The sequence below is a fragment of the Terribacillus saccharophilus genome (assembly GCF_046592895.1).
Lineage (GTDB): Bacteria > Bacillota > Bacilli > Bacillales > Amphibacillaceae > Terribacillus > Terribacillus saccharophilus_D.
This window is the reverse complement of sequence record NZ_JAWVPU010000001.1, coordinates 123013-147749: the sequence shown is the minus strand read 5'-3', so window position 1 is coordinate 147749 and position 24737 is coordinate 123013. Positions and strand designations below refer to the sequence as shown.

The 24737-nt window shown below is 46.3% G+C and carries 23 protein-coding genes; 17 read left to right on the top strand and 6 right to left on the bottom strand.

What is annotated here, in order from left to right; all coding sequences use genetic code 11:
• Nucleotides 1-7 precede the first annotated feature (7 nt).
• From eno to fba, 14 genes are all read left to right on the top strand, one after another.
• The gene (gene eno, locus SFC66_RS00795; RefSeq protein WP_411216804.1) at nt 8-1294 is read left to right on the top strand and encodes a phosphopyruvate hydratase; all 1287 of its coding nucleotides are present in this window, start codon (nt 8-10) and stop codon (nt 1292-1294) included.
• Between the two features lie 169 nt (nt 1295-1463).
• Nucleotides 1464-2180, top strand: a complete 717-nt coding sequence (locus tag SFC66_RS00790) for a 3-ketoacyl-ACP reductase (protein ID WP_411216803.1) — start codon at nt 1464-1466, stop codon at nt 2178-2180.
• Between the two features lie 259 nt (nt 2181-2439).
• Complete coding sequence (gene iolG / locus SFC66_RS00785; protein ID WP_411216802.1) at nt 2440-3480, top strand: bifunctional inositol 2-dehydrogenase/D-chiro-inositol 1-dehydrogenase; 1041 nt, start codon at nt 2440-2442, stop codon at nt 3478-3480.
• A 57-nt stretch (nt 3481-3537) separates the two neighbouring features.
• Nucleotides 3538-4374, top strand: coding sequence for a sugar phosphate isomerase/epimerase family protein (locus tag SFC66_RS00780; RefSeq protein ID WP_411216801.1), 837 nt, complete (start codon nt 3538-3540; stop codon nt 4372-4374).
• A 390-nt stretch (nt 4375-4764) separates the two neighbouring features.
• Nucleotides 4765-6228, top strand: coding sequence for a methylmalonate-semialdehyde dehydrogenase (gene iolA, locus SFC66_RS00775; protein WP_411216800.1), 1464 nt, complete (start codon nt 4765-4767; stop codon nt 6226-6228).
• Nucleotides 6229-6243: 15 nt separating this feature from the next.
• On the top strand, nt 6244-7056 hold the full coding sequence (iolB, locus tag SFC66_RS00770; protein WP_411216799.1) for a 5-deoxy-glucuronate isomerase: 813 nt from the start codon (nt 6244-6246) through the stop codon (nt 7054-7056).
• 16 nt (nt 7057-7072) lie between these two features.
• Entirely contained in the window at nt 7073-8065 is a 993-nt protein-coding gene (gene iolC, locus SFC66_RS00765) for a 5-dehydro-2-deoxygluconokinase (protein ID WP_411216798.1), read from the top strand.
• Nucleotides 8066-8078: 13 nt separating this feature from the next.
• Nucleotides 8079-9989 (top strand): 3D-(3,5/4)-trihydroxycyclohexane-1,2-dione acylhydrolase (decyclizing), encoded by a 1911-nt coding sequence (gene iolD, locus SFC66_RS00760; RefSeq protein ID WP_411216797.1) that lies wholly within the window; start codon nt 8079-8081, stop codon nt 9987-9989.
• Nucleotides 9990-10005: 16 nt separating this feature from the next.
• Nucleotides 10006-10902: a myo-inosose-2 dehydratase gene (iolE, locus tag SFC66_RS00755; protein ID WP_411216796.1), complete on the top strand. Its 897-nt coding sequence runs from the start codon at nt 10006-10008 to the stop codon at nt 10900-10902.
• Nucleotides 10903-10917: 15 nt separating this feature from the next.
• Nucleotides 10918-12372: a sugar porter family MFS transporter gene (locus tag SFC66_RS00750; RefSeq protein WP_411216795.1), complete on the top strand. Its 1455-nt coding sequence runs from the start codon at nt 10918-10920 to the stop codon at nt 12370-12372.
• A 21-nt stretch (nt 12373-12393) separates the two neighbouring features.
• Nucleotides 12394-13428 carry a bifunctional inositol 2-dehydrogenase/D-chiro-inositol 1-dehydrogenase gene (iolG, locus tag SFC66_RS00745; protein WP_411216794.1) on the top strand — a complete coding sequence of 345 codons (1035 nt, stop codon included), beginning with the start codon at nt 12394-12396 and terminating at the stop codon, nt 13426-13428.
• Nucleotides 13429-13460: 32 nt separating this feature from the next.
• Entirely contained in the window at nt 13461-14324 is an 864-nt protein-coding gene (locus tag SFC66_RS00740) for a sugar phosphate isomerase/epimerase family protein (protein ID WP_411216793.1), read from the top strand.
• Nucleotides 14325-14339: 15 nt separating this feature from the next.
• Nucleotides 14340-15179 carry a sugar phosphate isomerase/epimerase family protein gene (locus SFC66_RS00735; RefSeq protein ID WP_411216792.1) on the top strand — a complete coding sequence of 280 codons (840 nt, stop codon included), beginning with the start codon at nt 14340-14342 and terminating at the stop codon, nt 15177-15179.
• 34 nt (nt 15180-15213) lie between these two features.
• Nucleotides 15214-16089, top strand: coding sequence for a class II fructose-1,6-bisphosphate aldolase (fba, locus tag SFC66_RS00730; RefSeq protein ID WP_411216791.1), 876 nt, complete (start codon nt 15214-15216; stop codon nt 16087-16089).
• Nucleotides 16090-16120: 31 nt separating this feature from the next.
• On the opposite strand, the gene SFC66_RS00725 is transcribed toward fba, so the two are convergent.
• Nucleotides 16121-16894 carry a DeoR/GlpR family DNA-binding transcription regulator gene (locus SFC66_RS00725; RefSeq protein ID WP_411216790.1) on the bottom strand — a complete coding sequence of 258 codons (774 nt, stop codon included), beginning with the start codon at nt 16892-16894 and terminating at the stop codon, nt 16121-16123.
• A gap of 449 nt (nt 16895-17343) precedes the next feature.
• Here SFC66_RS00725 and SFC66_RS00720 point away from each other — a divergent pair, with 449 nt between their 5' ends.
• A complete protein-coding gene (locus tag SFC66_RS00720; RefSeq protein WP_411216789.1) occupies nt 17344-17649 on the top strand; it encodes a GNAT family N-acetyltransferase in 306 nt (101 codons plus the stop codon).
• A 91-nt stretch (nt 17650-17740) separates the two neighbouring features.
• On the opposite strand, the gene ptsP is transcribed toward SFC66_RS00720, so the two are convergent.
• From ptsP to SFC66_RS00695, 5 genes are all read right to left on the bottom strand, one after another.
• A complete protein-coding gene (gene ptsP / locus SFC66_RS00715; protein ID WP_411216788.1) occupies nt 17741-19456 on the bottom strand; it encodes a phosphoenolpyruvate--protein phosphotransferase in 1716 nt (571 codons plus the stop codon).
• Between the two features lie 5 nt (nt 19457-19461).
• The gene (locus SFC66_RS00710; protein WP_411216787.1) at nt 19462-19728 is read right to left on the bottom strand and encodes a phosphocarrier protein HPr; all 267 of its coding nucleotides are present in this window, start codon (nt 19726-19728) and stop codon (nt 19462-19464) included.
• 76 nt (nt 19729-19804) lie between these two features.
• Nucleotides 19805-21715 (bottom strand): PTS fructose transporter subunit IIABC, encoded by a 1911-nt coding sequence (locus tag SFC66_RS00705; RefSeq protein ID WP_411216786.1) that lies wholly within the window; start codon nt 21713-21715, stop codon nt 19805-19807.
• A 14-nt stretch (nt 21716-21729) separates the two neighbouring features.
• The gene (pfkB, locus tag SFC66_RS00700) at nt 21730-22641 is read right to left on the bottom strand and encodes a 1-phosphofructokinase (RefSeq protein ID WP_411216785.1); all 912 of its coding nucleotides are present in this window, start codon (nt 22639-22641) and stop codon (nt 21730-21732) included.
• Nucleotides 22638-23390 (bottom strand): DeoR/GlpR family DNA-binding transcription regulator, encoded by a 753-nt coding sequence (locus SFC66_RS00695; protein ID WP_411216784.1) that lies wholly within the window; start codon nt 23388-23390, stop codon nt 22638-22640. The genes pfkB and SFC66_RS00695 overlap by 4 nt, the downstream gene beginning before the upstream one ends.
• A gap of 214 nt (nt 23391-23604) precedes the next feature.
• Here SFC66_RS00695 and secG point away from each other — a divergent pair, with 214 nt between their 5' ends.
• Together secG and SFC66_RS00685 are read left to right on the top strand one after the other, a co-directional pair.
• Entirely contained in the window at nt 23605-23838 is a 234-nt protein-coding gene (gene secG / locus SFC66_RS00690; protein ID WP_411216783.1) for a preprotein translocase subunit SecG, read from the top strand.
• 120 nt (nt 23839-23958) lie between these two features.
• Nucleotides 23959-24714: an alpha/beta hydrolase gene (locus SFC66_RS00685; protein ID WP_411216782.1), complete on the top strand. Its 756-nt coding sequence runs from the start codon at nt 23959-23961 to the stop codon at nt 24712-24714.
• The last annotated feature ends 23 nt before the right edge of the window (nt 24715-24737 follow it).

Genomic DNA, 24737 nt, shown 5'->3' with positions numbered 1-24737 from the left:
AAAAATAATGCCATACATTACTGACGTATATGCACGCGAAGTCCTTGACTCCCGCGGTAACCCTACAATCGAAGTAGAAGTACTAACAGAATCCGGAGCTTTCGGTTCTGCAATCGTTCCAAGTGGTGCATCCACTGGTGAATACGAAGCAGTCGAACTTCGTGATGGCGATAAGGACCGTTACCTTGGCAAAGGTGTTCAAACAGCTGTTGCGAACGTTAACGAAAAAATCGCTCCAGAATTGATCGGTATCGATGTTACTCGTCAAGTGATCATCGACCAACTTTTGATCGAACTTGATGGTACAGATAACAAAGGTAAACTAGGCGCCAACGCTATCCTTGGTGTTTCCATGGCGGCAGCTCATGCAGCAGCTGACCACATTGGTGTACCGCTTTACACTTACCTTGGCGGATTCAATGCTAAAACACTTCCGACACCAATGATGAACATCCTCAATGGCGGGGAGCACGCGGATAACAACGTTGATATCCAAGAATTCATGATCATGCCTGTAGGAGCTCCTACATTCAAAGAAGCACTTCGCATGGGCGCGGAAATCTTCCACAGCCTGAAAAAAGTTCTTCAGTCCAAAGGCTTGAACACTGGTGTAGGTGATGAAGGTGGTTTCGCACCGAACCTTTCTTCCAACGAAGAAGCACTTGAAACAATCGTAGAAGCTATCAAAGCAGCTGGTTACAAACCAGGTGAAGAAGTGAAACTTGCGATGGACGTAGCATCTTCTGAGTTCTACGAAGATGGCAAGTACAACCTGAAAGGCGAAGGCGTTGTTCGTACTTCTGAAGAAATGGTAGCTTGGTACGAAGAAATGACTAGCAAATACCCAATCATCTCTATCGAAGATGGTTTGGATGAAAACGACTGGGAAGGTCACAAGCTATTGACTGAGCGCATCGGCGACAAAGTACAGCTTGTTGGTGATGACCTATTCGTTACAAACACTAAACGTTTGAAACAAGGTATCGAGCAAGGTGTTGGTAACTCCATCCTTGTAAAAGTGAACCAAATCGGTACACTTACAGAAACATTCGATGCTATCGAAATGGCTAAACGTGCTGGTTATACAGCTGTTATCTCTCACCGTTCCGGTGAATCTGAAGATGCAACAATCGCTGACATCGCTGTAGCGACTAACGCTGGCCAAATCAAAACTGGTGCACCATCCCGTACGGACCGTGTTGCGAAATACAACCAGCTTCTTCGTATCGAAGACGAGTTGAAAGCATCCGGCATCTACGGCGGACTTGCATCATTCTACAACTTGAATAAATAAGTTATGAATGAAAAGGATGAGCAGAAATGCTCGTCCTTTTTTTGTATATACTGTTGGAGGGATGACATATAATAAGTCTGCTTGCCAGGCAGAGCATATAGCTTGTTGCTTGAGCGTATGGCTGGTAAGATAAATCGAATGGTTTCATATTAGGAGGAATACATATATCATGGCACAATCATTACAAGGAAAAAGAGCAATCATCACTGGCGGCGGACGCGGTATCGGACGCGCCTTGGCAGAAGCGCTTGCAGCAGAAGGCGCTCATATTGGTTTGATCGGCCGTACGGAAGAACATGTCAAAGCGACGGCAGAAGGACTTGGCAACAACGTGAAGACGGCGTATGCCGCAGCGGATGTTTCCAGCTTGGAAGATGTCACTGCAGCAGTCAATAAGGTGAAAGAAGAACTTGGCGGTGTTGATATTTTAATCAATAATGCTGGTATCGCGAAGTTTGGCGGCTTCATGGATCTTGATCCGGAAGAATGGAAACAAATCATTGATGTGAATTTGATGGGTGTATACAACGTTACACGCGCTGTATTGCCAGATTTGATCGAACAGCAATCAGGTGATATCGTCAATATTTCATCTACTGCTGGTCAAAAAGGAGCGCCTGCGACGAGTGCATACAGCGCATCCAAATTTGGCGTCCTTGGTTTGACGGAATCATTGGCGATGGAAGTTCGCAAACATAACATTCGCGTAACTGCCTTGACTCCAAGTACAGTGGCAACAGATTTGGCATATGAAAACAAATTGACTGACGGTAATCCCGATAAAGTCATGCAGCCAGAAGATATTGCCGAATTCGTTGTGGCGCAGCTGAAGTTGAACAGCCGTACATTCATTAAATCTGCAGGCCTATGGTCCACAAATCCATAAAATTCTTAGATGGGACATCTGATAGTCGAACTATCGGATGTCCTTTTTTAAATAGGGAAAAATCCCATTAGCTGTCACACTGCATCATTTTCATCTCGATTGCTAGTGTTCTTTCCGGTCAAAAAGGGTATAGAAACGAGGAACAATTATTTTGAAAATCATACTTAAACTGATAGAGGACAAAGCAGAAGGAAAGACATCTGCTTTGTCTGAGAACCTCCTTTTCCGGAGGGCAGCATCCATGAAGGAGGAGAAAAAAATGACAGTAAGAATTGGCGTAATCGGCACAGGTGCCATCGGAAGAGAGCATATGAACAGGGTGAAAAACCGTTTATCCGGAGCAGAAATCACAGCTGTCACCGACATCGATCCCAAAGCGGCGCAGCGCGCTCTAGATGACCTTGGAATACAAGCGAATTTCTATCCAGATGATCAGGCGTTGATCAATGCGGAGGAAGTGGATGCGATATTCGTCACCAGTGTCGGACCAGCTCATGAAGAGACAGTTCGTAAGGCGATAAAAGCCGGGAAATATATTTTCTGTGAGAAACCTCTTTCCGTCACTGCTAAAGGCTGTAAAACAATCATGCAAGACGAAATGGAATACGGGAAGCGTATCGTGCAGGTAGGCTTCATGAGGCAGTTCGATACAGGGTATGAGCAGCTGAAACAAGCCATCGATTCCAAATTGATCGGAGAGCCGCTCATGATCAAATGTGCACACCGTGCCCCGGAAGTGGATGCGGCTTATACAACGGATATGGCCATCACCGATACACTGATCCACGAAATAAACATCCTGCATTGGCTGCTGGCTGACAATTACGTCTCCGTTCAAGTTCTTTATCCTCGAAAAAATAAGCATGCGCTCCCGCATCTGCGTGACCCACAAGTCATCATGCTGGAAACCGAATCAGGCGTGCTGATTCAGGCGGAAGTATCCGTCAATGTGAAATACGGCTATGATATCCAATGTGAAGTAGTCGGAGAAGAAGGCATCGTGAGCCTTCCTGAAACCGAAAGTGTCAAACTGAGACATAAAGGAAAACAGAGCACCGACATTTTGCAGGATTGGAAAGTACGTTTCCAAGATGCGTATGATAAGGAAATACAAGTATTCATCAACCAGGTAGCCAAGCAAGAAGATCTGCATGGTCCTTCTGCTTGGGAAGGGTATGTGGCTGCCGTTACATCCGATGCCTGCGTAAAAGCGCAAGAGTCTGGTCAGAGAGAGCCGATTGAGCTGGAAAGTGTACCTGCTTTCTATACCACGGAAAAAACAGAAGCTCAGCTTTCATAAGAAATCATAATAAATGCGAAAGGCAATTTGATAACGTAATAAATCAGGAGGTGCAACATGAAACTTAGTTTTAATCAAGCAACTACATTGGAAAATTCAGATCTTGCCAACGATCTCGAGTTATGCGAGCAGCATGGCTATGATTATATTGAAATTCGCACAATGGATAAGCTTCCGGAATACTTGGAACAGCAATCGCTGGAGCAGCTTTCATCCTATTTCCAAGAGCATCATATCAAACCGCTGGCATTGAATGCGCTTGTCTATTTCAACAATCGAAGTGAAGAGGATTATCAGCAGCTGCTGAAAGAATTCAAACAGATGCTTGAATATGCGAAAGAACTGCAGGTGCCTTACATTGTTGTCGTCCCTTTGGTGACCAAAGAAAAAATACTGAAAGAAGACATCAAATCCAGCAGTGTTGCAGTACTTCAAGAGCTTGCTGAGCTTGCCGAACCATATGGCGTCAAATTGGCAGTGGAATTTGTCGGTCATCCCGAATGTACCATCAATACATTTGAACAAGCTTATGATATTGTGGAGCATGTCAATGATCCGAATGTGGGGCTTGTGCTGGATTGCTTCCACTTCCATGCCATGAACTCAAGCATGGATACATTGAAGCAGGCAGACATCTCCAAGATTTTCATTCTTCACATGGACGATACAGAAGACTTCCCGATCGGAAGCCTTGTTGACGAAGATCGAGTATGGCCGGGTCATGGCGCAATCGATTTGGATGGCATCTTATCGGTATTGACTGAAAAAGGGTATGATGGAGCGGCAACCGTCGAGCTTTTCCGTCCGGAGTATTATGAGATGCCGGCAGAAGAAGTGATCAAAAAAGCCAAAGAAACCACCATGCAAGTAATATCGAAATATGCAAAAATATAAGGCAACTTCCCTGATTATGTAGAAGGGGCAGCAGACTGTCGAGCAAAACTCGACAGTCTTTTTTATGTGGCAATCTTTACGATGAAGCAGTTTCAATCAGCGGGAAAAATCCGGTATGACGCTATTCAAGGTGTGGAGGCATTGCGTTTGATTTGATAGCATCTTGTGTAATTCTTGAAATAAAGATGAACAATTTCAAAAATAACAAGTTATCGATTGACTGTAAGCGCTTCATTTATTATGATGTAATAAGAAAGCGACCAAAACTTAATCAAAAGTTACTAATGTACTAGGAAGAAAAGAGTGTTGTCGTTTATTGACAGATTGATAGTTAATCTGCTGTCAGCCTTAGAGGATAATCATCTGAACTAGGAGAGGGAGGAAATAAGCATGACTGAAGCTGTGAAAGTTAAAAACTATATCAATGGAGAATGGGTGGAAAGCACCGCAACACATTATGAAGAAGTTTACAATCCAGCAACCAAAGAAGTAATCGCTCATGTACCATTTTCAACTAAGGAAGATATCGACCATGCTGTCAGCGTAGCAACAGAGACATTCAAGACTTGGTCAAAAGTGCCAGTGCCGAGAAGGGCTCGCATTCTATTCAACTATCAACAGCTTTTGCTTCGTGATAAACAAGAATTGGCCGAACTGATCACAAAAGAGAACGGTAAGAATTTGAAAGAAGCATTGGGGGAAGTCCAGCGTGGTATCGAGAATGTCGAATTTGCAGCTGGTGCGCCTACTCTCATGATGGGGGATTCGCTGCCAGCGATCGCCACAGACGTGGAGGCGACCAATTACCGCTATCCTGTCGGCGTCGTCGGAGGTATCGCACCGTTCAACTTCCCGATGATGGTTCCATGCTGGATGTTCCCGATGGCAATCGCGCTTGGTAATACATTCATCTTAAAGCCATCTGAAAAAACACCATTACTTACACAGAAGCTGGTGGAGCTGTTCACCGAAGCAGGCTTGCCAAATGGTGTATTCAACCTTGTGTATGGTGCACATGATGTTGTGAATGGCATCCTCGATCATCCGGAAGTCAAAGCGATTTCCTTCGTCGGATCAAAACCGGTAGGAGAATATGTTTACAAGCGCGGAAGTGAAAATCTGAAACGCGTACAAGCATTGACTGGTGCAAAGAACCATACGATCGTGCTGAATGATGCGGACTTGGATGATACGATCACCAACATCATCGGAGCGGCATTCGGTTCCGCTGGTGAGCGCTGCATGGCCTGTGCAGTCGTGACAGTCGAAGAAGGCATCGCCGACGAATTCGTTGCCCGGCTGACAGAGGCAACCAAGAATGTCAGCATGGGGAATGGTTTGGATGATGGTGTATTCCTTGGACCTGTCATCCGTGAAGAAAATAAGAAACGGACAGCTGAATACATCCAAAAAGGATTGGATGAAGGAGCTAAAATAGTTTGCGATGGACGTGAACGTGCAAGTGAGGATGGATTCTTCATCGGACCGACTATCTTTGACGAAGTAAGTCCGGAAATGACAATCTGGCAAGATGAAATCTTTGCACCGTTCCTATCCATTGTCCGCGTAAAAGATTTGAAGGAAGCGGTGGAAGTCGCTAACCAGTCAGAATTCGCCAATGGCGCATGCTTGTTCACATCCAATGCATCCAGCATCCGATATTTCCGTGAAAATATCGATGCCGGAATGCTGGGAATCAACTTGGGAGTGCCGGCACCAATGGCCTTCTTCCCATTCTCAGGCTGGAAATCTTCCTTCTTTGGTACATTGCATGCAAATGGAAAAGACAGCGTGGACTTCTATACCCGTAAGAAAGTTGTCACTGCACGCTACAAAGCTCCGACTTTCGAATAAGGGAGGAATTCTGAAATGGCTAATCTTTTGCAGAAAAAGCAAGATGGACAGAAACAAGATGGCATCAAATTCATCCAGGAAGTGATGAAGGAACAATCCGGACTGGAATATGTCGGGTTCAAACTCATCGAAATGGATGATGGTGCGGTATATGAAGAACAGACAGGAAAAACGGAAGTGTGCATCGTAGCTGTGACTGGCAAGATCACAGTGACGGAAGGGGAAAATACCTACCAGAATATCGGTACAAGGGACAGTGTCTTTGAAAAGAAACCGACAGATAGCGTATATGTTTCGAATGATCGCTCCTTCCGTATCGAAGCAGCGAAACAGGCGACGGTTGCATTCTGCTATTCTCCGTCTGAGAATCAGCTTCCGACCACATTGATCGCCGCAGACAGCATTGCGGTGCTCCAGAGGGGAACAGGTGCAAATCAGCGGCTTGTGCACGACATCCTGCCAGAAACGAATCCGGCGGCAAACAGCCTTTTGGTGGTGGAAGTGTACACGGAAAGCGGCAACTGGTCCAGCTACCCGCCGCATAAGCATGATCGTGATAATCTGCCGGACGAATCATTCCTGGAAGAAACGTATTACCATGAAATGGATCCACCGCAAGGCTTTGTGTTCCAGCGTGTTTACACCGACGAACGGGATCTGGATGAAACGATGGCAGTGGAAAACCAAGATGTCGTCGTTGTGCCAAAAGGCTATCATCCAGTAGGTGTCCCGGCTGGTTATACGTCATACTATCTGAACGTCATGGCAGGACCGAAGCGGATCTGGAAATTTTATAACGATCCAGCTCATGAATGGATGCTGAAATAGGAAGGAGCTCATAAGCATGCAATATAATTTCGCGAACGACAGAACTTACGACATCATAGCAATCGGCCGTGCTTGCATCGATTTGAATGCAACAGAGTTCAACCGGCCGATGGAAGAGACGATGACATTTACCAAATACGTAGGCGGTTCCCCGGCTAACATCAGTATCGGTAGCTCAAGACTCGGGCTGAAGGCCGGTTTCATCGGTAAGATTTCCGATGATCAGCATGGCCGCTTCATCCGCCAGTACATGAAGGATGCCGGTATTGATACATCGCAGATGATCGTTGATAAAGAAGGACATAAAACCGGTCTGGCATTTACGGAAATCAAAAGTCCGGAAGAATGCAGCATATTGATGTACCGGGATGACGTTGCGGATTTGTATTTGCAGCCGGAGGAAGTGGATGAAAACTACATCGCGCAATCCAAGGTCCTGCTTGTGTCCGGAACGGCATTGAGCAAAAGTCCATCACGTGAAGCCGTCCTGAAAGCTGTGGCAGATGCAAAGCGGCATGATGTCAAAGTCATCTTTGAACTGGATTACCGTCCATATACTTGGCAATCCCCAGCAGAGACATCGGTTTATTATCGACTCGTTGCCGAGCAATCCGATGTTGTCATCGGTACTCGTGATGAATTCGATGCCCTGGAAAATAAGAGCGGCGGTACAAATGAGGTGACAACAGCTTACTTGTTCCAGCATGAACCTGATTTGATCGTCATCAAGCACGGTGTGGAAGGATCGTTTGCTTATACGAAAGATGGACAGCAATTTTCCAGTCAAGCTTATTTGACGAAAGTGCTGAAAACCTTCGGAGCTGGTGATTCTTATGCTTCTGCTTTCCTATACGCATTGATCAGCGGAAAGGATATTGCATCGGCACTTCGTTATGGCAGTGCGAGTGCTTCCATCGTTGTGAGCCAGCATAGTTCTTCCGAAGCCATGCCGACAGTGGATAAAATAGAAAATCTGATCGCTTCCCACACAGAAGCACAGCAACGGTAAGGAGGAGATAGGGATGCAGACAGTAAGATTGACAACCGCGCAAGCTCTCGTGAAATTCCTGAATCAACAGTACATTTCATTTGATGGCGAAGAAACGCCATTTGTGGAAGGGATCTTCAACATCTTCGGTCACGGAAATGTGCTTGGTATCGGGCAGGCGCTCGAGCAGGATGCCGGGCGCCTGAAAGTCATCCAAGGAAAAAATGAGCAAGGCATGGCGCATGCAGCCGTTGCTTTCAGCAAGCAAAAACTGCGCCGTCAGATTTACGCCGTGACAACGTCCGTCGGACCAGGTTCGGCCAATTTGACAGCCGCTGCGGGGACGGCGCTTGCCAATAACATTCCCGTACTGCTTCTGCCTGCGGATACTTTTGCCACAAGGCAGCCGGATCCGGTATTGCAGCAAGTGGAACAAGAATACAGCCAATCTGTGACGACGAATGATGCGCTCAAACCTGTTTCCCGCTATTGGGATCGGATAACGCGGCCCGAACAGCTTATGTCCAGTTTGATCCGGGCTTTCGAGGTCATGACCGACCCTGCCAAAGCAGGGCCAGCAACAGTTTGCATTTCTCAGGATGTCGAAGGGGAAGCATATGATTTCGATGTATCCTTCTTTGAGAAACGCGTGCATTACGTCGATCGTAAGCCAGCGGTTGAGCGTGAACTGAATGGTGCAGCGGAATTGATCAAATCAAGCCGCAAACCAGTGATATTGGTCGGCGGCGGAGCGAAATATTCCGGTGCGAGGGATATACTGGTCAGTCTTTCCGAAAAGCATGGAATACCGCTCGTCGAGACACAGGCTGGAAAATCGACCGTCGAAAGTGATTTCCGGAACAACCTTGGCGGAATGGGGATCACCGGTACATTGGCAGCGAATAAAGCAGCCCGCGAAGCTGATTTGATCATTGGAATCGGGACACGTTATACCGATTTTGCTACTTCCTCGAAAACAGCTTTTGACTTTGATTCAACGAAATTTTTGAATATCAATGTCAGTCGTCTGCAGGCTTATAAGCTGGATGCTTTCCAAGTCGTGGCAGATGCGAAAGTCGCATTGGAAGCGCTATCTCCATTGCTGGAAGGCTATCAAAGTGATTTTGGCACAAAAATCGCTGAACTGAAAAGTGAATGGGAAGCAGAGCGCAAGCGTTTGAGTGAAGTGACCTTCACACGGGAAGACTTCGATCCGGAAGTGAAAGAACAGTTCACACAGGAAGTGCTGAATGAGTATGCCGATGCACTGAATACGGAGCTTGCCCAAACGACGGCATTGCTTGCGATCAACGAAACGATAGATCCGGAAAGTGTCGTGATTGGTTCCGCAGGCTCCCTTCCAGGCGATTTGCAGCGACTTTGGAACCCGACGAAGCCAAATACTTATCATCTTGAGTACGGATATTCATGTATGGGTTATGAAGTGTCGGGAACGCTTGGAATCAAGCTGGCCGAGCCGGAAAGGGAAGCGTATACGATGGTCGGGGATGGCAGCTTCCTGATGCTGCATTCCGAATTTCTGACCTCAATCCAGTATGGTCAGAAAATCAATGTCCTTCTATTCGACAATTCCGGTTATGGCTGTATCAACAACCTGCAGATGGAACATGGCAGCGGCAGTTATTTCTGTGAATTCCGTACGCATGACGACAAGATAGTGAATGTGGATTATGCGAAAATCGCCGAAGGATATGGAGCAAAAGCATATCGTGCCAATACGGTGGAAGAGCTTAAGGCTGCGCTTGAAGATGCCAAAAAGCAGGATGTATCCACTTTGATCGAAATGAAAGTATTGCCCAAGACGATGAGTGAAGGCTATGACAGCTGGTGGCATGTCGGAGTAGCCGAAGTATCCGAAAGCGAGAGTGTGAAGCGTGCTTATGAAGCAAAGCAGAAAATGCTGGAGCGTGCCAAACAATATTAAGGAAGAAGGGTTCGGTATGGGGGAGACAAAAATCAAGTGGGGAATATCTCCTATTGGCTGGCGTAATGACGATATACCGGAGATCGGAGCGGAAAACACGCTCCAGCATCTCCTCAGTGACATAGTGGTAGCTGGCTTTCAAGGAACGGAAATCGGCGGTTTCTTTCCGGAAGCGAACATATTGAAAAAGGAACTGCAGCTCAGGGATTTATCCATTGCTGGTAAATGGTTTTCAAGCTATTTGATTCGGGATGGATTGGCAACCGTGGCAGCAAGTTTCAAACGGCAGTGCCAGATTTTGCAGGATCTGGGAGCAAGCGTGATTGTTGTCTCGGAGCAAACATACAGCCTGCAGACGCTTGAACAAAATGTCTTTGATAAAAAACCTGAGTTCACGGATGAGGAATGGAAGACAGTCGCGGAGGGCTTGAATCAGCTTGGTGAAATCGCTGCAGCACACGATTTGCATCTCGTCTACCATCATCACTTGGGGACAGGTATCCAAACAGGTGGAGAAATCGACAGACTGATGGATAGCACCGATCCAGCATATGTCCACTTATTATTTGATACAGGTCATTTGTATGTATCGGACGGCGATTACCTGCATGTACTTAATAAACATCACAAGCGGATCAAACACGTTCATTTCAAAGATGCCCGCCGCCAGGTTGTGGAGGATTGCCGAAACAAAGGGCAGTCTTTCCTGAAGTCCTTCCTGAATGGGATGTTCACCGTACCTGGTGATGGCTGTATCGATTTCAAACAAGTTTATGATGCACTGCTCGAACATCAGTATGAAGGCTGGATCATCATCGAAGCAGAGCAAGACCCTGCAATCGCACATCCGCTTGAGTACGCATTGATTGCCCGGAAATATATCAACGACAATCTAGTTCACACCCGTAATTAAGAGGAGAGGGAGAATATGGGGAAGAAGGAGCAGGATATTACACAGGGACCAGAACATAAGAAATCTTCAAGCACACCAAATAAAGCATTACGTAAGATCACTTTGATTTCCACTTTCGGCGGTTTGCTGTTTGGTTATGATACCGGCGTCATCAACGGAGCTTTGCCGTTCATGTCGGAAGCAGATCAGCTAAATTTGACACCGCTTACAGAGGGTATCGTCACGAGCTCTTTACTGCTCGGTGCTGCCTTTGGTGCTGTATTCGGAGGAAGATTATCCGACCAGCGCGGCCGTAGGAAAAATATATTGATGCTTGCGCTGATATTCTTCATCGCTGCACTTGGATGTACTTTTGCCCCAAACACCGAGGTGATGGTCCTTTTCCGCTTTATCCTTGGTATTGCAGTTGGGGGAGCTTCCGTTACCGTCCCGACTTATTTAGCTGAAATGTCGCCGGCAGAGCGTCGAGGAAAGACGGTGACCATGAATGAGCTGATGATTGTAACTGGTCAGCTGCTTGCTTTCACCATCAACGCCATTTTGGGCAGCGTACTTGGTGACAATGATCATGTCTGGCGTTATATGCTTGTCCTAGCTTCGCTTCCGGCTGTGGCATTGTGGTTTGGGATGCTAGTGATGCCGGAAAGTCCGCGCTGGCTCGCTTCGAAGGGTAAAATCGGCGAAGCAATGCGCGTCCTGCAGCAAGTGCGGGAAGAAAGCCGGGCAAAAGCAGAGCTTCAGGAAATCCAGAGAGCAGTGACGAAAGAGTCCGAAATCAAGCGGGCGACGTTCAAGGATCTGAACACACCATGGGTACGGAAAATCGTATTGATCGGTCTTGGTATCGCCGTCGTTCAGCAGATCACCGGAGTGAATTCCATCATGTACTATGGAACCGAGATCTTGAAGGATGCAGGATTCGAGACGCAGGCAGCACTAGTCGGCAACATCGCCAATGGTGTCATCTCTGTGATCGCTACCTTCTTCGGCATCTGGCTGCTAGGTAAAGTCGGCAGGAGGCCGATGCTGTTGACCGGGCTCATCGGTACATCAAGTGCCTTACTTGCCATCGGCATTGTTAGTTTGGTATTCGAAGGTACAGCTGCTTTGCCGTACATCGTCTTGTCACTTACAGTTACGTTCCTGGCATTTCAGCAGGCGGCTATCTCACCGGTGACATGGTTGATGCTTTCTGAGATTTTCCCGCTCCATTTACGCGGCATCGGGATGGGTGTGACGGTGTTCTGTCTTTGGATCACCAATTTCACCATCGGACTTACATTCCCGGTATTGCTGGGAAGTGTCGGCTTATCGACTACATTCTTTGTTTTTGTAATATTCGGCATACTGGCGATCACCTTTGTACAAAAATTCCTGCCGGAGACAAAAGATCGGACTTTGGAGGAATTGGAAGAAAGTTTCCGTAATCGGATCATACCGAAAACGGTTCCCGGACAGAAAAAAGTTTGATCTACAAGGAGGCAAAATATAATGACAGTCAGAATTGGTGTGGTTGGTACAGGAGCAATCGGTAAAGAACATATGAATCGCGTACAGCAGCGTTTAGCCGGAGCGGAGATTGTGGCCGTGACAGATGTGAATCAAGCTTCTGCCGAACAGGCATTACAGGAACTTGGGATACAAGCTGTGATTTATCCGGATGATCAGACATTGATCGATGCACAAGACGTGGATGCAATCTTCGTCACAAGCTGGGGCCCAGCTCACGAAGCGACAGTGCTCAAAGCAATTGCAGCTGGAAAATATGTATTCTGCGAAAAACCGCTCGCAGTGACAGCAAAAGGCTGTATGGATATTGTCAAAGCGGAAATGGAGCATGGCAAAAGATTGGTACAGGTTGGCTTCATGCGTCAATATGATAGCGGATACATGCAGCTGAAAAGTGCACTGGATGCTAATTTGGTCGGCGAGCCGCTCTTCTTGAAATGCGCGCATCGTAATCCGGAAGTGAATGCAGCGTATACGACAGATATGGCGATATCCGATACATTGATCCATGAAATCCATGTGCTTCACTGGCTGCTGGATGACGAATATGTATCTGCACAAGTACTATATCCACGTAAAACAAAGAACGCTCTGCCTCATTTGCAGGATCCGCAAATCGTCATGCTGGAAACAGCTTCTGGCGTGCTGATTCAGGTCGAAGTGTCTGTCAACTGCAAATACGGTTATGACATCCAGTGCGAAATCGTCGGGGAAGACGGCATTGTCAGCCTGCCGGAAGTGGAAAGTATCACTGTTCGGAAAGAAGGTAAGCTCAGCACGAATATCCTGACCGATTGGAAGCTTCGGTTCACAGACGCATATGACAAAGAATTGCAAGATTTTATCCACAGCATCACACGTCTTGGTGTCCCGGCTGGACCTTCTGCTTGGGATGGATACGTAGCAGCTGTCACTTCAGACGCCTGCCTGAAAGCTCAGGAATCCGGACTGAAAGAACCGATCGCTTTGGAAAGCACGCCTGATTTCTATCAAATGAATATAAAAGCGCAAGTCTAAAAAAATCAAATTCATGAGTGGAGGAATAATCAATGAAATTAGCTTTGGATCCTACTATGTATACTAATCTTTCCCTAAAAGATATGGTCAATAAAACGGCTGAGCTGGGCTATGAATATATCGAGTTATCACCGCGGGAAGACTTCTGCCCATTTTATAAATATCCGAAAGTGGATCGGACCCAAATCAAGAATTTGAAAACATGGATGCGTGATGCCGGCGTCAAGCTTTCATCATTGCTGCCGCTATACTACTGGGCTGGTCCGGATGAAGATCGCCGTCAGGCTGCTGTTCGCAACTGGAAAAGAGCTATCGAAATTGCGGTGGATCTCGATGTCGACTTGATGAACACGGAATTCAATGGCTCAAAATATGATGCTGTCGTCTGTGAAGAGAAATTCATCAAATCGATGGATGAACTGATTCCTGTTTTCGAAAAAGAAGGCATCAAACTTAATCTGCAAGCGCATCCTTATGACTTCATTGAAACCAATACCGGCGCTGTCGATATGATTCGTGCTTTGGACCGTGATTGGATCAATCTTGTATACTCCACTGCACACACATTCTTCTATGATGAAGGTAAAGGGGATATTGATGCTATGTTTGATGTTGCGGGCGATCGTTTGCAGCATGTGCTGTTCGCCGATACATTCAATCATAAAGCTGCCGGCGGCTTACGCTACATCGTCAACCCGCCAGGTGCTGAGGCGACGATTCACCAGCATCTCAATATTGGGGAAGGTGAAGTCGATTTTGACACGATTTTCCGCAGAATGAGAGAAATGAAGTTTGATGGTATAGCTACGAACGCTGTATTCGCTTGGGTGGACAAAGCGGATGAATCCAGCAAATGGATGCTCGAGAAAATGAAAGATGGCTTGGGAATCAACTAATAGGAGGCGGACAGGATGAAATTATGCTTCAATGAAGCCACAACATTGGAAAACTCCAACTTGGCGATAGATCTTGAGCTGTGTGAGCGTCATGGATATGATTACATTGAAATCCGGACGATGGATAAGCTGCCGGAATACTTGGAACAGCAGTCCATCGAACAGCTGGCGGCTTATTTCCAGGAAAATCACATCAAACCGCTCGCGCTGAATGCCCTTGTCTTCTTCAATAACCGCACCGAAGAGGAGTATCAAGAGATATTGCAGGAGTTCGAGCAAATGCTTACGTATGCCAAAGCTTTGGATGTGCCTTACATCGTGGCTGTACCGTTGGTTACGAAGGAGAAGTTCCTGAAGAAGGATATCAAAGCCAGCAGCGTAGCTGTCTTGAAGGAACTGGCTGAAAAGGCAGAGCCATACGGAGTCAAACTGGCGCTGGAATTTGTCGGACATCCTGACTGTACTGTCAATACGTTTGAACAAGCTTACGACATCATCCAAGCAGTGGACCATCCAAATGTAGGACTTGTCTTCGATTGTTTTCACTTCCATGCGATGGGTTCCAGTTTTGAATCGCTGGAACAAGCGGATGTTTCCAAGCTTTTCATACTTCATCTCGATGATACGGAGGATTTCCCGATCGGCAGCTTAGTCGATGAAGACCGTGTATGGCCGGGGCATGGCAGCATCGATTTGAACCGCATCCTCAGCATTTTGCGGGAAAAAGGTTATGAAGGAGCTGTTTCCGTTGAGCTGTTCCGACCGGAATATTACAGCATGGAACCGGAAGAAGTGATCAAAAAGGCAAAAGATACAACGCTGGAAGTAATGAACGAGCATTTTTCATTTGCCTGAGTACAGCCATAGGCAGGGAAAGGAGGAAAGATCAATGTCGATTGTTTCGATGAAGGAGATGCTCCAGCATGCACTGCAGCATGGTTATGCAGTGGGACAATACAATATGAACAGTGTCCAATGGGTCCAAGCGACACTGCGGGCGGCACAGGAGGAGCAAGGACCTGTGATAGTGGCAGCTTCTGACCGGCTTGTCGACTATCTTGGCGGTTTCCGCTTGATAACGGAAAGTGTAAAAGCACTGGTCGAGGAAATGGAAATCACCGTTCCGGTTGCATTGCACCTGGATCATGGCAAAACAGTCGAGCGCTGCTTGCAAGCAATAGATGCTGGCTTTACCTCCGTCATGTACGATGGCTCCCACACACCGATCCAGCAAAACATCGAGGATACAAAGAGAGTAGTGGAAGCTGCCAGCAAATATGGTGTTTCTGTCGAAGCTGAGGTTGGATCAGTTGGAGGAGTGGAAGATGGCTTGGTTGGTGGTATCATTTATGCCGATCCCGAAGAATGCCGATTGCTGGCAGAAAAAACTGGTATAGACGCACTTGCAGCTGCACTAGGTTCTGTACATGGTGTTTATCAGGGGGAACCCAAGCTCGGATTCAAAGAGATGGAAGAAATACAAGCGATAACGGGCATACCATTGGTGCTGCATGGCGGCTCCGGTATCCCGCTCGCTCAAATTCAAAGAGCAATCAAGCTTGGACACGCAAAAATCAATGTGAACACGGAATGTCTGCAAGCATGGACACAAGCCGTCCGGCATGCTGCCAGACAAGAATCTAATGCATATGATGCCAAGGAGCTGCTCATCCCGGGGATGGAAGCAGTGACAGATACAGTGAAACGTAAGATGAAGGATTTCGGCACCTCGGCACGGACGACGGTTGCCGGTTCAATGCTATAAGCAAAAGCCAGACACGATTGTGTCTGGCTTTTCATATGCCTGGATAAAGCAATTGAATATTGTTTGTTTCTGCAAACTTCAGGTAATTGAGCGGTGGTTTTTGATCTGTGATCAAATAATCGATATCTTCCAATTTCCTGTACGTCATCAAAGCATATTTACCAAACTTTTGATGATCCACCAATAAAAATACTTCCGCACTCCTCTCGGCAACGGTCTCTTTGATGTTGCTCTCGACAGGAGAGGAATTCGTCACCCCGTGATCGATGGAGATACCGGTTGAAGCCATGAACGCTTTATTGATATTGAATGCTTGAAACAATTCCAAGTTGCGAAAGCTCGAAAAAGAACGCGTCTTACGCTGAAAGATACCGCCCATCGATATCACTTGCAGATTCTCATAAGGAAAAGAGCTATTGATGAAATCAAAATTATTCGTAATGACGGTTATCTCTTTATCTTTTATGAATTCCAGCATCTCCATGGTAGTGGTACCAGAATCGATGAAAATGATATCCCCATCGTCGACATAAGTAGCAGCCAATTCGGCAATTGCTCGTTTCTGTTCCAAATTACGCGTCTTGCGTTCCGTGAATGATTCCAATGGTGACAGAGAAGCGTGTGACTGCTTGGCTGAAACACCGCCATATACTTTATTGATTTCGCCAGCATCCACTAATTCTTGTACATCGCGCCGGATTGTGTTCTTTGATACATCGAATACTTCGACAAGTTTATCCAGTGAAACAGTCTGGTGTTTGATGACATACTCTTTGATTTGTTCTATCCGCTGCAGCTTTAACATAGGTTCTCCACCTTCATAAACATTTCCAGTAATTTACTCAACACTTACTTGCAAAGTGAAGAGATTTATATGTTTTGATTATATCATAACAAAGATATTACCAACAGTTTACCTGTTTGTATGCAAAAAGTGAAAGGATATTATATTTTTTGGGATTTCCTCACAAAGCGAATCTGACTTGGAGGGATATATTTAAAGCAGTACCTAAGGGATGATGAATTGGAAATCAGAAAAATGAATGCAGGAGAAATTGATATAGTAAGACAGTTGAGATTGAAAAGTTACAAAGAATATAAACAATCAGTCTCAAAAGAACATTGGGAGGTGCTTGAGAATATGCTTATGTCTGCCTAAGATTTAAAAGACGGCGTTAGTATATTTGTAGCCGAGAAGGATAATGAAATTGCAGGGAGTGTAGCTTTGTTCCAAGCTTCCGTAAAAGCATATGATTGGAGGACAGTGTTGTACAAGCATATCCTGAAATACGTATGCTCTCAGTTGATCCAGACATCAGGGGAGAGGGAATCGGAGCAGCTCTTGTAAATCATTGCTTGGAAGTTTCAAAGAAGGAGTCGCATATCGGTCTTCATACTGCTTCTTTCATGAAAAAAGCTATATCACTTTATGTAAATAAGGGCTTTGTGCGCCTCCCAGAGAAAGATCTGGAACCAATGAGTGACGGAAACATTGTGAAGGCATTTATCAGGGATTTAAAAAGAGAACGTTTGTATGGTTCATCTGACATTAGAAATTAGAGATGTTAGCTTGTTTTGTCCCACAGGCAAAATAGTGATCATTTGTTTAAAACAAAAGAAGCTCTCTGTTAAAGAGAGCTTCTTAACTATATCATTGTCCAGTACGCAGCCGGACTAGCTGTTCCACTTCATCAGCAGTGCTTAAAGTCAACGCTTGTTGGCTTAACTCCTGCATGTCTGCTTTGGATAGCTTCGTGATTTGTGTTCTTGCTGGCAGGATGCTTGTTGCGCTCATGCTGAATTCATCAAGGCCGAGGCCGAGAAGAAGCGGGATTGCAATGGCATCGCCGGCCATCTCACCGCACATGCCAGCCCATTTTCCTTCTGCATGTGCTGCTTCGATGACATTATGCACAAGGTTAAGGATTGCTGGATGGTACGGCTGGTACAAGTAGCTTACGCGTTCGTTCATGCGGTCAGCTGCCATTGTATATTGAATCAAGTCGTTCGTACCGACGCTGAAGAAATCGACTTCCTTCGCAAATTGCTTGGCAGCAACTGCTGTGGAAGGGATTTCGACCATGATGCCGATTTCGATTGAATCAGATACTTTCACACCATCAGCTGTAAGCTTCTCTTTTTCTTCAAGAAGGATCGCTTTTGCTTGGCGGAATTCTTCCAGTGTTGCAATCATCGGGAACATGATTTTCAAGTTTCCGTAAACGCTCGCACGCAATAGGGCACGAAGCTGCACACGGAAGATGTCGTCACGCTCCAGGCAAAGGCGGATCGCACGGTAGCCTAGGAACGGGTTCATTTCCTTCGGCAGCTGCAAATAGCTGAGCTCTTTGTCGCCGCCGATATCCAAAGTACGGACTACAACTGGCTTGTCTCCCATGTTTTCAAGGACAGTTTTATAGGATTCGAACTGTTCTTCTTCACTTGGAAGCTCGCTTTTGCCCATGTAGAGGAATTCTGTACGATAAAGGCCGACACCTTCGCCGCCATTGTTTTGAACGCCGGTAACGTCTTCTGGCGTACCGATATTCGCAACTAGTTCTACATGAACACCATCCGTTGTAATGGTAGGTTCATTTTTCAGCTTCGCCCATTCTTGCTTTTGCTGTTCGAAAGCTTCTTGTTTTGCTTTATATGTTGCCAATTCATCTTCCGTTGGATCGATGATGACAGTTCCTTCGATACCGTCAACAATGATCATGACATCACTTGCAGCAGAAGATGTGATTGACTTCGTACCGACAACAGCAGGGATTTCAAGTGAGCGAGCCATGATGGCAGAGTGGGAAGTACGTCCGCCGATATCGGTTGTAAACCCTTTCACAAACTGTTTGTTAAGCTGTGCCGTATCAGAAGGAGTCAAGTCCTCTGCAATGATGATAACTTCTTCGTCTATAAGTGCAGGATCCGGGAAGGAAACCTGTAAAAGATGTGCCATGACGCGTTTTGTGACATCCTGGATGTCAGCAGCGCGTTCTTTCATATATTCATTGTCCATGCTGCGGAACATGTCGATGAACATAGTAGCTGTCTCGTCAAGAGCAGCTTCAGCATTGATGCTGTTATTGCGAATATTGTCTTTAACAGGGTTGATCAGTTCGGGATCTGCCAAAACAAGCAAATGAGCCGAGAAAATCTCGGCATGCTCGTCGCCAAGTGACACACGGGCATTCTCGCGGATTTTCTCCAACTCTTTTTTGCTGATTTCAAGGGCAGCATCCAAACGGCTGATCTCATCTTCCGTATTCGCAACAGTGGTCTTATCGAAAGAGAGGTCTGGTACAGCCAAATGGTATGCTTTTGCAATAGCGATACCATTTGAAGCTGCGATTCCGTTTATCATGCTCATCGGAATTATTCTCCCAAGCCTTCGCTTTTGATTGTTTCCGCAATTGTGTTGACTGCTTCATCAGCGTCGTCGCCTTCGGCAGAGATCGTGATTTCAGCACCCTGTGGAATACCAAGGCTCATAACACCCATGATAGATTTAAGGTTGACGCTCTTGCCGTTGTATGCAAGCTGGATATCGGATTTGAAGCCGCCTGCTTTATTTACTAAAATTGTAGCCGGACGAGCGTGTACGCCTGTCTCATCTGTGATTGTCATTGTTTTTTCTGCCATGGTAAATACCTCCAAAGATTTTTATTATGTGAATGCTTTCATCCTGTTTTTGTGAATGCTTTCATTCTATCTTATTTTATACTTTTCTTAGGTCTTTTTTCAATAGTCCTACAATAATCGCTGTGACAAAAGCACCGATTATGATGGAAAGGAAGTAAAGCAATGGGTTTCCTTCAACCAAACTTGCCGAGATGATACCGCCATGCGGAGCATTCAACCCGATTGAGAAGAAGGCTGAAAGACCGCCAGCTACGGCAGCACCGATTGCTGTTGCCGGAATGACACGGAGCGGGTCGGCAGCTGCAAATGGGATGACACCTTCCGAGATGAAGAATGCGCCCAGTACATACGCTGTTTTACCGGTTTCTCTTTCCTGCTTCGTGAATTTGTTTCGGAACAAGCTGGTTGCAAGAGCAAGTCCAAGCGGAGGAACCATACCGCCGGCCATGACAGCTGCCATGAATTCCAAGTTGCCTGCATCAAGCATTGCGATACCGAATGTATACGCAGCTTTGTTGATCGGGCCGCCCATGTCGATTGCCATCATCGCACCAAGCACGATGCCAACCAACACCAAGTTTGTACCGCCAAGACCTTCCAGGAAATCAGAAAGTGCGACATATACTTGTGTCAGGGATGGGTTGATCAACAACATGATCATACCCGTGATGAAGATGCTCAAAACAGGGAAGAAGAGAATCGTTTTCAAACCTTCCAATACAGCTGGCAGACCAGACAATGCTTTCTTGATTCCAAGTGTTACATAACCTGCAAGGAAACCGGCGATCAAACCGCCAAGGAATCCGGAACTCGTTGCGTCGCCATGACCATACGTGACAGCGATCAAACCACCGATGGCACCAGGAGCGAAACCAGGTTTGTCAGCGATACTGCTGGAAATGAAACCGGCCAGTACAGGAACGATCAAGAAGAATGCTTGGCTGCTTCCGATTTCGTTCAGCATTTCCGCAAATCGGCTGTCTGGGAACAATTCGCCGAATAGAATGCTGAGCGCAATCAGGATACCACCGCCGACAACGAACGGAAGCATGTTGGAAACACCATTCATGATGTGTTTGTAGAATCCGGAACGTTGTTCTTTCTTCTGGCCGCCTTCTGCCGCAGCTTCCGAGCTGCGGCCGCTGTTATGATGGACTGGTGCATCTTGAGCAAGAGCTTTCTCGATTAATTCTTTCGGTATTTTCAAGGCGCGTCCGACTGGAACCTGCAGGACGTGCTTGCCTTCGAATGGGCTGAGATCGACATTGACATCAGCTGCAACGATGATTGCTGTTGCTTCCTTGATATCCTCATCCGTCAGACGGTTTTTGATACCGCCGGCCCCATTTGTCTGGACTTTGATCGGTACATTCATTTCCGCTGCAGTCTGTTTCAGTTTATCTGCTGCCATGAATGTGTGGGCGATACCAGTAGGGCAGGCTGTGATGGCAAGGACTTTTCCTTGTGTTCCTGGCGCATCCTGTGCCAATTCCACTGCTGCATTTTCTTGAGCTTCTTCTTCACCCAGTTCTTCTTTTTCCTTGGCATCGATGATCGTCATGATCTCTTCTTCTGTCAGGGCGTTCTCGATATTTGATCGGAATGTGCTGTCCATCAAGAATGAAGAAAGTCGGGATAAAGTCTCCAAATGCGTCTGGTTGGCGCCTTCTGAAGCAGCAATCATGAAGAACAAGTGAGACGGCTGTCCATCCAGTGCTTCATAATCCAAGCCTTCCTTTGAACGTCCAAAAGCGATCGCTGGTGTTTTGACAGCTGCAGATTTACCATGCGGGATGGCGATTCCTTCTCCGATTCCTGTCGTGGACTGTGCTTCCCGTGCAAGAATTGCTTCTTTGAATCCTGCTTTATCATTCAATTTGCCCGCTTGATCCAATTTGGAAACAAGTTCCTCGATTACATCTGCTTTTGATTGGCTTCCAAGCTGCAAAATGATTGTATCTTTTGTAAGTAGTTCTGTAATACGCATGATTAACACCCCTCTTAGATAGATGTGAGTTTGACTTGGCTGACTAATTCTTCTATATATTGTCTTTCGCCGAGGTCATCACTGAATGCTGTAGCACTTCCTGCTGCCACCGCATAAGTAAAAGCTTGCTCATAATTGCCTGTTTTCTCAAAGGCAGCCAGGAATCCTGCCACCATGCTATCGCCTGCCCCGACGGAATTTTTCACTGTTCCTTTCGGTGTCTCGGCTTTCCATGCATGGTCTTTGTTAACGAAGATGGCACCTTCACCGCCCATTGAAACGATGACATTGTCGATACCTGTTTCATGCAGCTTTCGTGCATAGCTTACGATGTCTTCGATGGAAGAGATGGTCGTATCGAATAGTTCACCAAGTTCATGGTGATTCGGTTTGACAAGGAACATCCGTTTTCCAATCAAGTCGCGAAGCGCTGCACTGGATGTATCAGCTATGAATCGCGTGCCATTTTCTTCACAAATGTCAGCCATCCTGGCGTAAATGTCAGCTGGAACGGAGCCCGGTGCATTGCCTGCGGCAACCAAGGCATCTTGGTTGCCAAGATGCCTTATTTGCTCGAAAAGCAAAGCAAGCTGTTCTGTCGTAATGGCAGGTCCTGGTCCGTTGATTTCTGTTTCTGCGCCTGACTTCAGCTTTACGTTGACACGTGTTGGTTCATTTATTTCAATGAACTGATGCGCAATGCTATCAGCTTCAAGGGATTCCTGTATGAAAGCGCCGGTAAAGCCGCCGATAAATCCCAATGCGGTCGTATCCACATCGAGCCGCTTGAGCAGTCGGGAAACATTGATACCTTTCCCGCCGGCAAAATATGCTGTTTCTGTAGCGCGATTCAAATCTCCCGCCTGAAAGCCATCCACATGCATGATGTAGTCAATGGATGGGTTGAGCGTACATGTGTAATTCATGAGTCCACAACCTTTATTGATGTAAGTTTCTTGTAAGCAGTCTCTTGCTTCATGCTGGCATTGTCCACGATGAGTTTCGCTTCGGATAAGTCTGCTATATGAGCGAAGGTCGTCTGGTCCAATTTGCTGCGGTCGGCGATGACATATGTCTCGTCTGAACGTTGCAGTGCCAGCCGCTTGATGGCCGCTTCTTCTGGGTCTGGTGTTGTATAGCCATTGTCCGGATGAACACCATTTGCGCCGAGAAAGCATTTATCAAAACGATATTGAGCGAGTGCTGTCATGGCACCTCTGCCGATCAAAGTCCTCGTTTTATCCTTTACTAAACCGCCGGTTACATACACGGTGATATCCTTCCCATACAGTGCATCCAAATGCGTCAATCCATTTGTGACGACGGTTACATTTCTGCCTGCCAAGTAAGGGATCATCTGATATGTCGTTGTACCGGCATCCAGGAAAATGCAGTCATTCTCACCGACAAGACTTGCGGCATATGCTGCGATTTTCTGCTTTCCAGTTTCGTTTTGAGTCTGCTTCTCTGTATAGCTCATTTCATAGCTCAATGATGATGCGATGGAAGCTCCGCCATGAACACGCTGCAGCAGCCGCTGGTTTTCCAGTTCGATCAAATCCCGCCGTATCGTCGAGATCGAAGCGTTGGTCGCTTGCACGAACTCTGGAATCGTGACGTTTCGTTGTTCTTGCAGCATTTGCAGGATCTTTTCCTGCCGCTCAGGTGTAAGCATTTGCATTACCTCCTCCTGAACTTATTAACCACTATAAAGGAAACGGTTTCATCTTGCAACCAAAATAATTCAAAAAACGTCATGAAAATTCATGTTTTGTAAAAACCGTTCACTTTTTTGTCAGAACTTGTCTTAAGGACAAGAACATCTTGCCAATTATCTGACACGTATGCTACAGTTGACGTAGGTATTTGCCGTAATAGGAGGTGCTGGGATGCAGACAGCTTTAGTGGTTCTATTAATAATCGATGCGATTGCGCTAATTGCGCTAGTTCTTTTGCAATCAGGTAAGAGTGCAGGTTTGTCCGGAGCGATATCCGGCGGAGCTGAGCAATTATTCGGAAAACAGAAAGCCCGTGGTTTGGACTTGTTCCTCCATCGCGGAACGATCGTTACAGGTGTCATTCTTTTCATTTTGACATTCCTGTTGGCGTACGTCCTGCAATAATCGAATAAACCTATAGCATCCCTCGTCACAACTTCTGTGGTGGGGGATTATTTATTCCCAAGGAAGGGAAAACTAGTCCGGAAATCTACTATATAAATAGGTATAACAGGGGAGATACATATGGTTACAATGAAACAGCCAGAGCCGTTCACATTCGAGGGGAAAGGAGATCGCGCTGTTCTGCTGCTGCATGGTTTCACGGGTCACTCGGCTGATGTGCGGATGATGGGACGTTTTCTCGCTGGCAAAGGATATACTGCGCATGCGCCGATTTACCGGGGACACGGAAAGACGCCGGATGATATCGTTGCTTCCAGCTCGGATGAATGGTGGGAAGACGTGCAGGCGGCCTACCAGCATCTAAAAGATGAAGGATATGAGAAAATCGCTGTAGCTGGTTTGTCGCTGGGCGGAGTGCTGAGCTTGAAGCTTGCATACTCTTATCCGGTAAAAGGCGTGGTCACGATGTGTTCACCAATGTTCTTCGATAATGAAACGCAATTGAACAAAGGATTCAAGCTCTATGCAAGACAACATAAACAGCTGCAAGGCAAAGACAATCAGGCGATAGAACAGGAATTGACGGAACTGATGGATGCGCCAGCAACTGCGGATATGTTTAAGCGTCTCGGAGCATTCATCACCGATGTGAGTAAACATGTCGATGAAATCTATGCGCCGCTTTTCGTTGTGCAAGCAACAGAGGACCAGATGATCAATACCGAAAGTGCCAACTTTATATATGAAAACGCAGAATCGGAATTCAAGGATATCAAGTGGTATGAAAACTCTTCCCATGTCATTACAATGGGAAAAGAAAAAGAGCAGCTGCATGAAGATGTGTATCAGTTTCTCGAATCACTTGACTGGGAATAGTTCATACTAGATGAAAAAAGCCG

What these genes read in the sequence shown, in the direction of transcription:
- eno (WP_411216804.1), top strand. Translation starts at nt 8, where the DNA reads ATGCCATACATTACTGACGTATATGCACGCGAAGTCCTTGACTCCCGC.
- SFC66_RS00790 (WP_411216803.1), top strand. Translation starts at nt 1,464, where the DNA reads ATGGCACAATCATTACAAGGAAAAAGAGCAATCATCACTGGCGGCGGA.
- iolG (WP_411216802.1), top strand. Translation starts at nt 2,440, where the DNA reads ATGACAGTAAGAATTGGCGTAATCGGCACAGGTGCCATCGGAAGAGAG.
- SFC66_RS00780 (WP_411216801.1), top strand. Translation starts at nt 3,538, where the DNA reads ATGAAACTTAGTTTTAATCAAGCAACTACATTGGAAAATTCAGATCTT.
- iolA (WP_411216800.1), top strand. Translation starts at nt 4,765, where the DNA reads ATGACTGAAGCTGTGAAAGTTAAAAACTATATCAATGGAGAATGGGTG.
- iolB (WP_411216799.1), top strand. Translation starts at nt 6,244, where the DNA reads ATGGCTAATCTTTTGCAGAAAAAGCAAGATGGACAGAAACAAGATGGC.
- iolC (WP_411216798.1), top strand. Translation starts at nt 7,073, where the DNA reads ATGCAATATAATTTCGCGAACGACAGAACTTACGACATCATAGCAATC.
- iolD (WP_411216797.1), top strand. Translation starts at nt 8,079, where the DNA reads ATGCAGACAGTAAGATTGACAACCGCGCAAGCTCTCGTGAAATTCCTG.
- iolE (WP_411216796.1), top strand. Translation starts at nt 10,006, where the DNA reads ATGGGGGAGACAAAAATCAAGTGGGGAATATCTCCTATTGGCTGGCGT.
- SFC66_RS00750 (WP_411216795.1), top strand. Translation starts at nt 10,918, where the DNA reads ATGGGGAAGAAGGAGCAGGATATTACACAGGGACCAGAACATAAGAAA.
- iolG (WP_411216794.1), top strand. Translation starts at nt 12,394, where the DNA reads ATGACAGTCAGAATTGGTGTGGTTGGTACAGGAGCAATCGGTAAAGAA.
- SFC66_RS00740 (WP_411216793.1), top strand. Translation starts at nt 13,461, where the DNA reads ATGAAATTAGCTTTGGATCCTACTATGTATACTAATCTTTCCCTAAAA.
- SFC66_RS00735 (WP_411216792.1), top strand. Translation starts at nt 14,340, where the DNA reads ATGAAATTATGCTTCAATGAAGCCACAACATTGGAAAACTCCAACTTG.
- fba (WP_411216791.1), top strand. Translation starts at nt 15,214, where the DNA reads ATGTCGATTGTTTCGATGAAGGAGATGCTCCAGCATGCACTGCAGCAT.
- SFC66_RS00725 (WP_411216790.1), bottom strand. Translation starts at nt 16,894, where the DNA reads ATGTTAAAGCTGCAGCGGATAGAACAAATCAAAGAGTATGTCATCAAA.
- ptsP (WP_411216788.1), bottom strand. Translation starts at nt 19,456, where the DNA reads ATGAGCATGATAAACGGAATCGCAGCTTCAAATGGTATCGCTATTGCA.
- SFC66_RS00710 (WP_411216787.1), bottom strand. Translation starts at nt 19,728, where the DNA reads ATGGCAGAAAAAACAATGACAATCACAGATGAGACAGGCGTACACGCT.
- SFC66_RS00705 (WP_411216786.1), bottom strand. Translation starts at nt 21,715, where the DNA reads ATGCGTATTACAGAACTACTTACAAAAGATACAATCATTTTGCAGCTT.
- pfkB (WP_411216785.1), bottom strand. Translation starts at nt 22,641, where the DNA reads ATGAATTACACATGTACGCTCAACCCATCCATTGACTACATCATGCAT.
- SFC66_RS00695 (WP_411216784.1), bottom strand. Translation starts at nt 23,390, where the DNA reads ATGCTTACACCTGAGCGGCAGGAAAAGATCCTGCAAATGCTGCAAGAA.
- secG (WP_411216783.1), top strand. Translation starts at nt 23,605, where the DNA reads ATGCAGACAGCTTTAGTGGTTCTATTAATAATCGATGCGATTGCGCTA.
- SFC66_RS00685 (WP_411216782.1), top strand. Translation starts at nt 23,959, where the DNA reads ATGGTTACAATGAAACAGCCAGAGCCGTTCACATTCGAGGGGAAAGGA.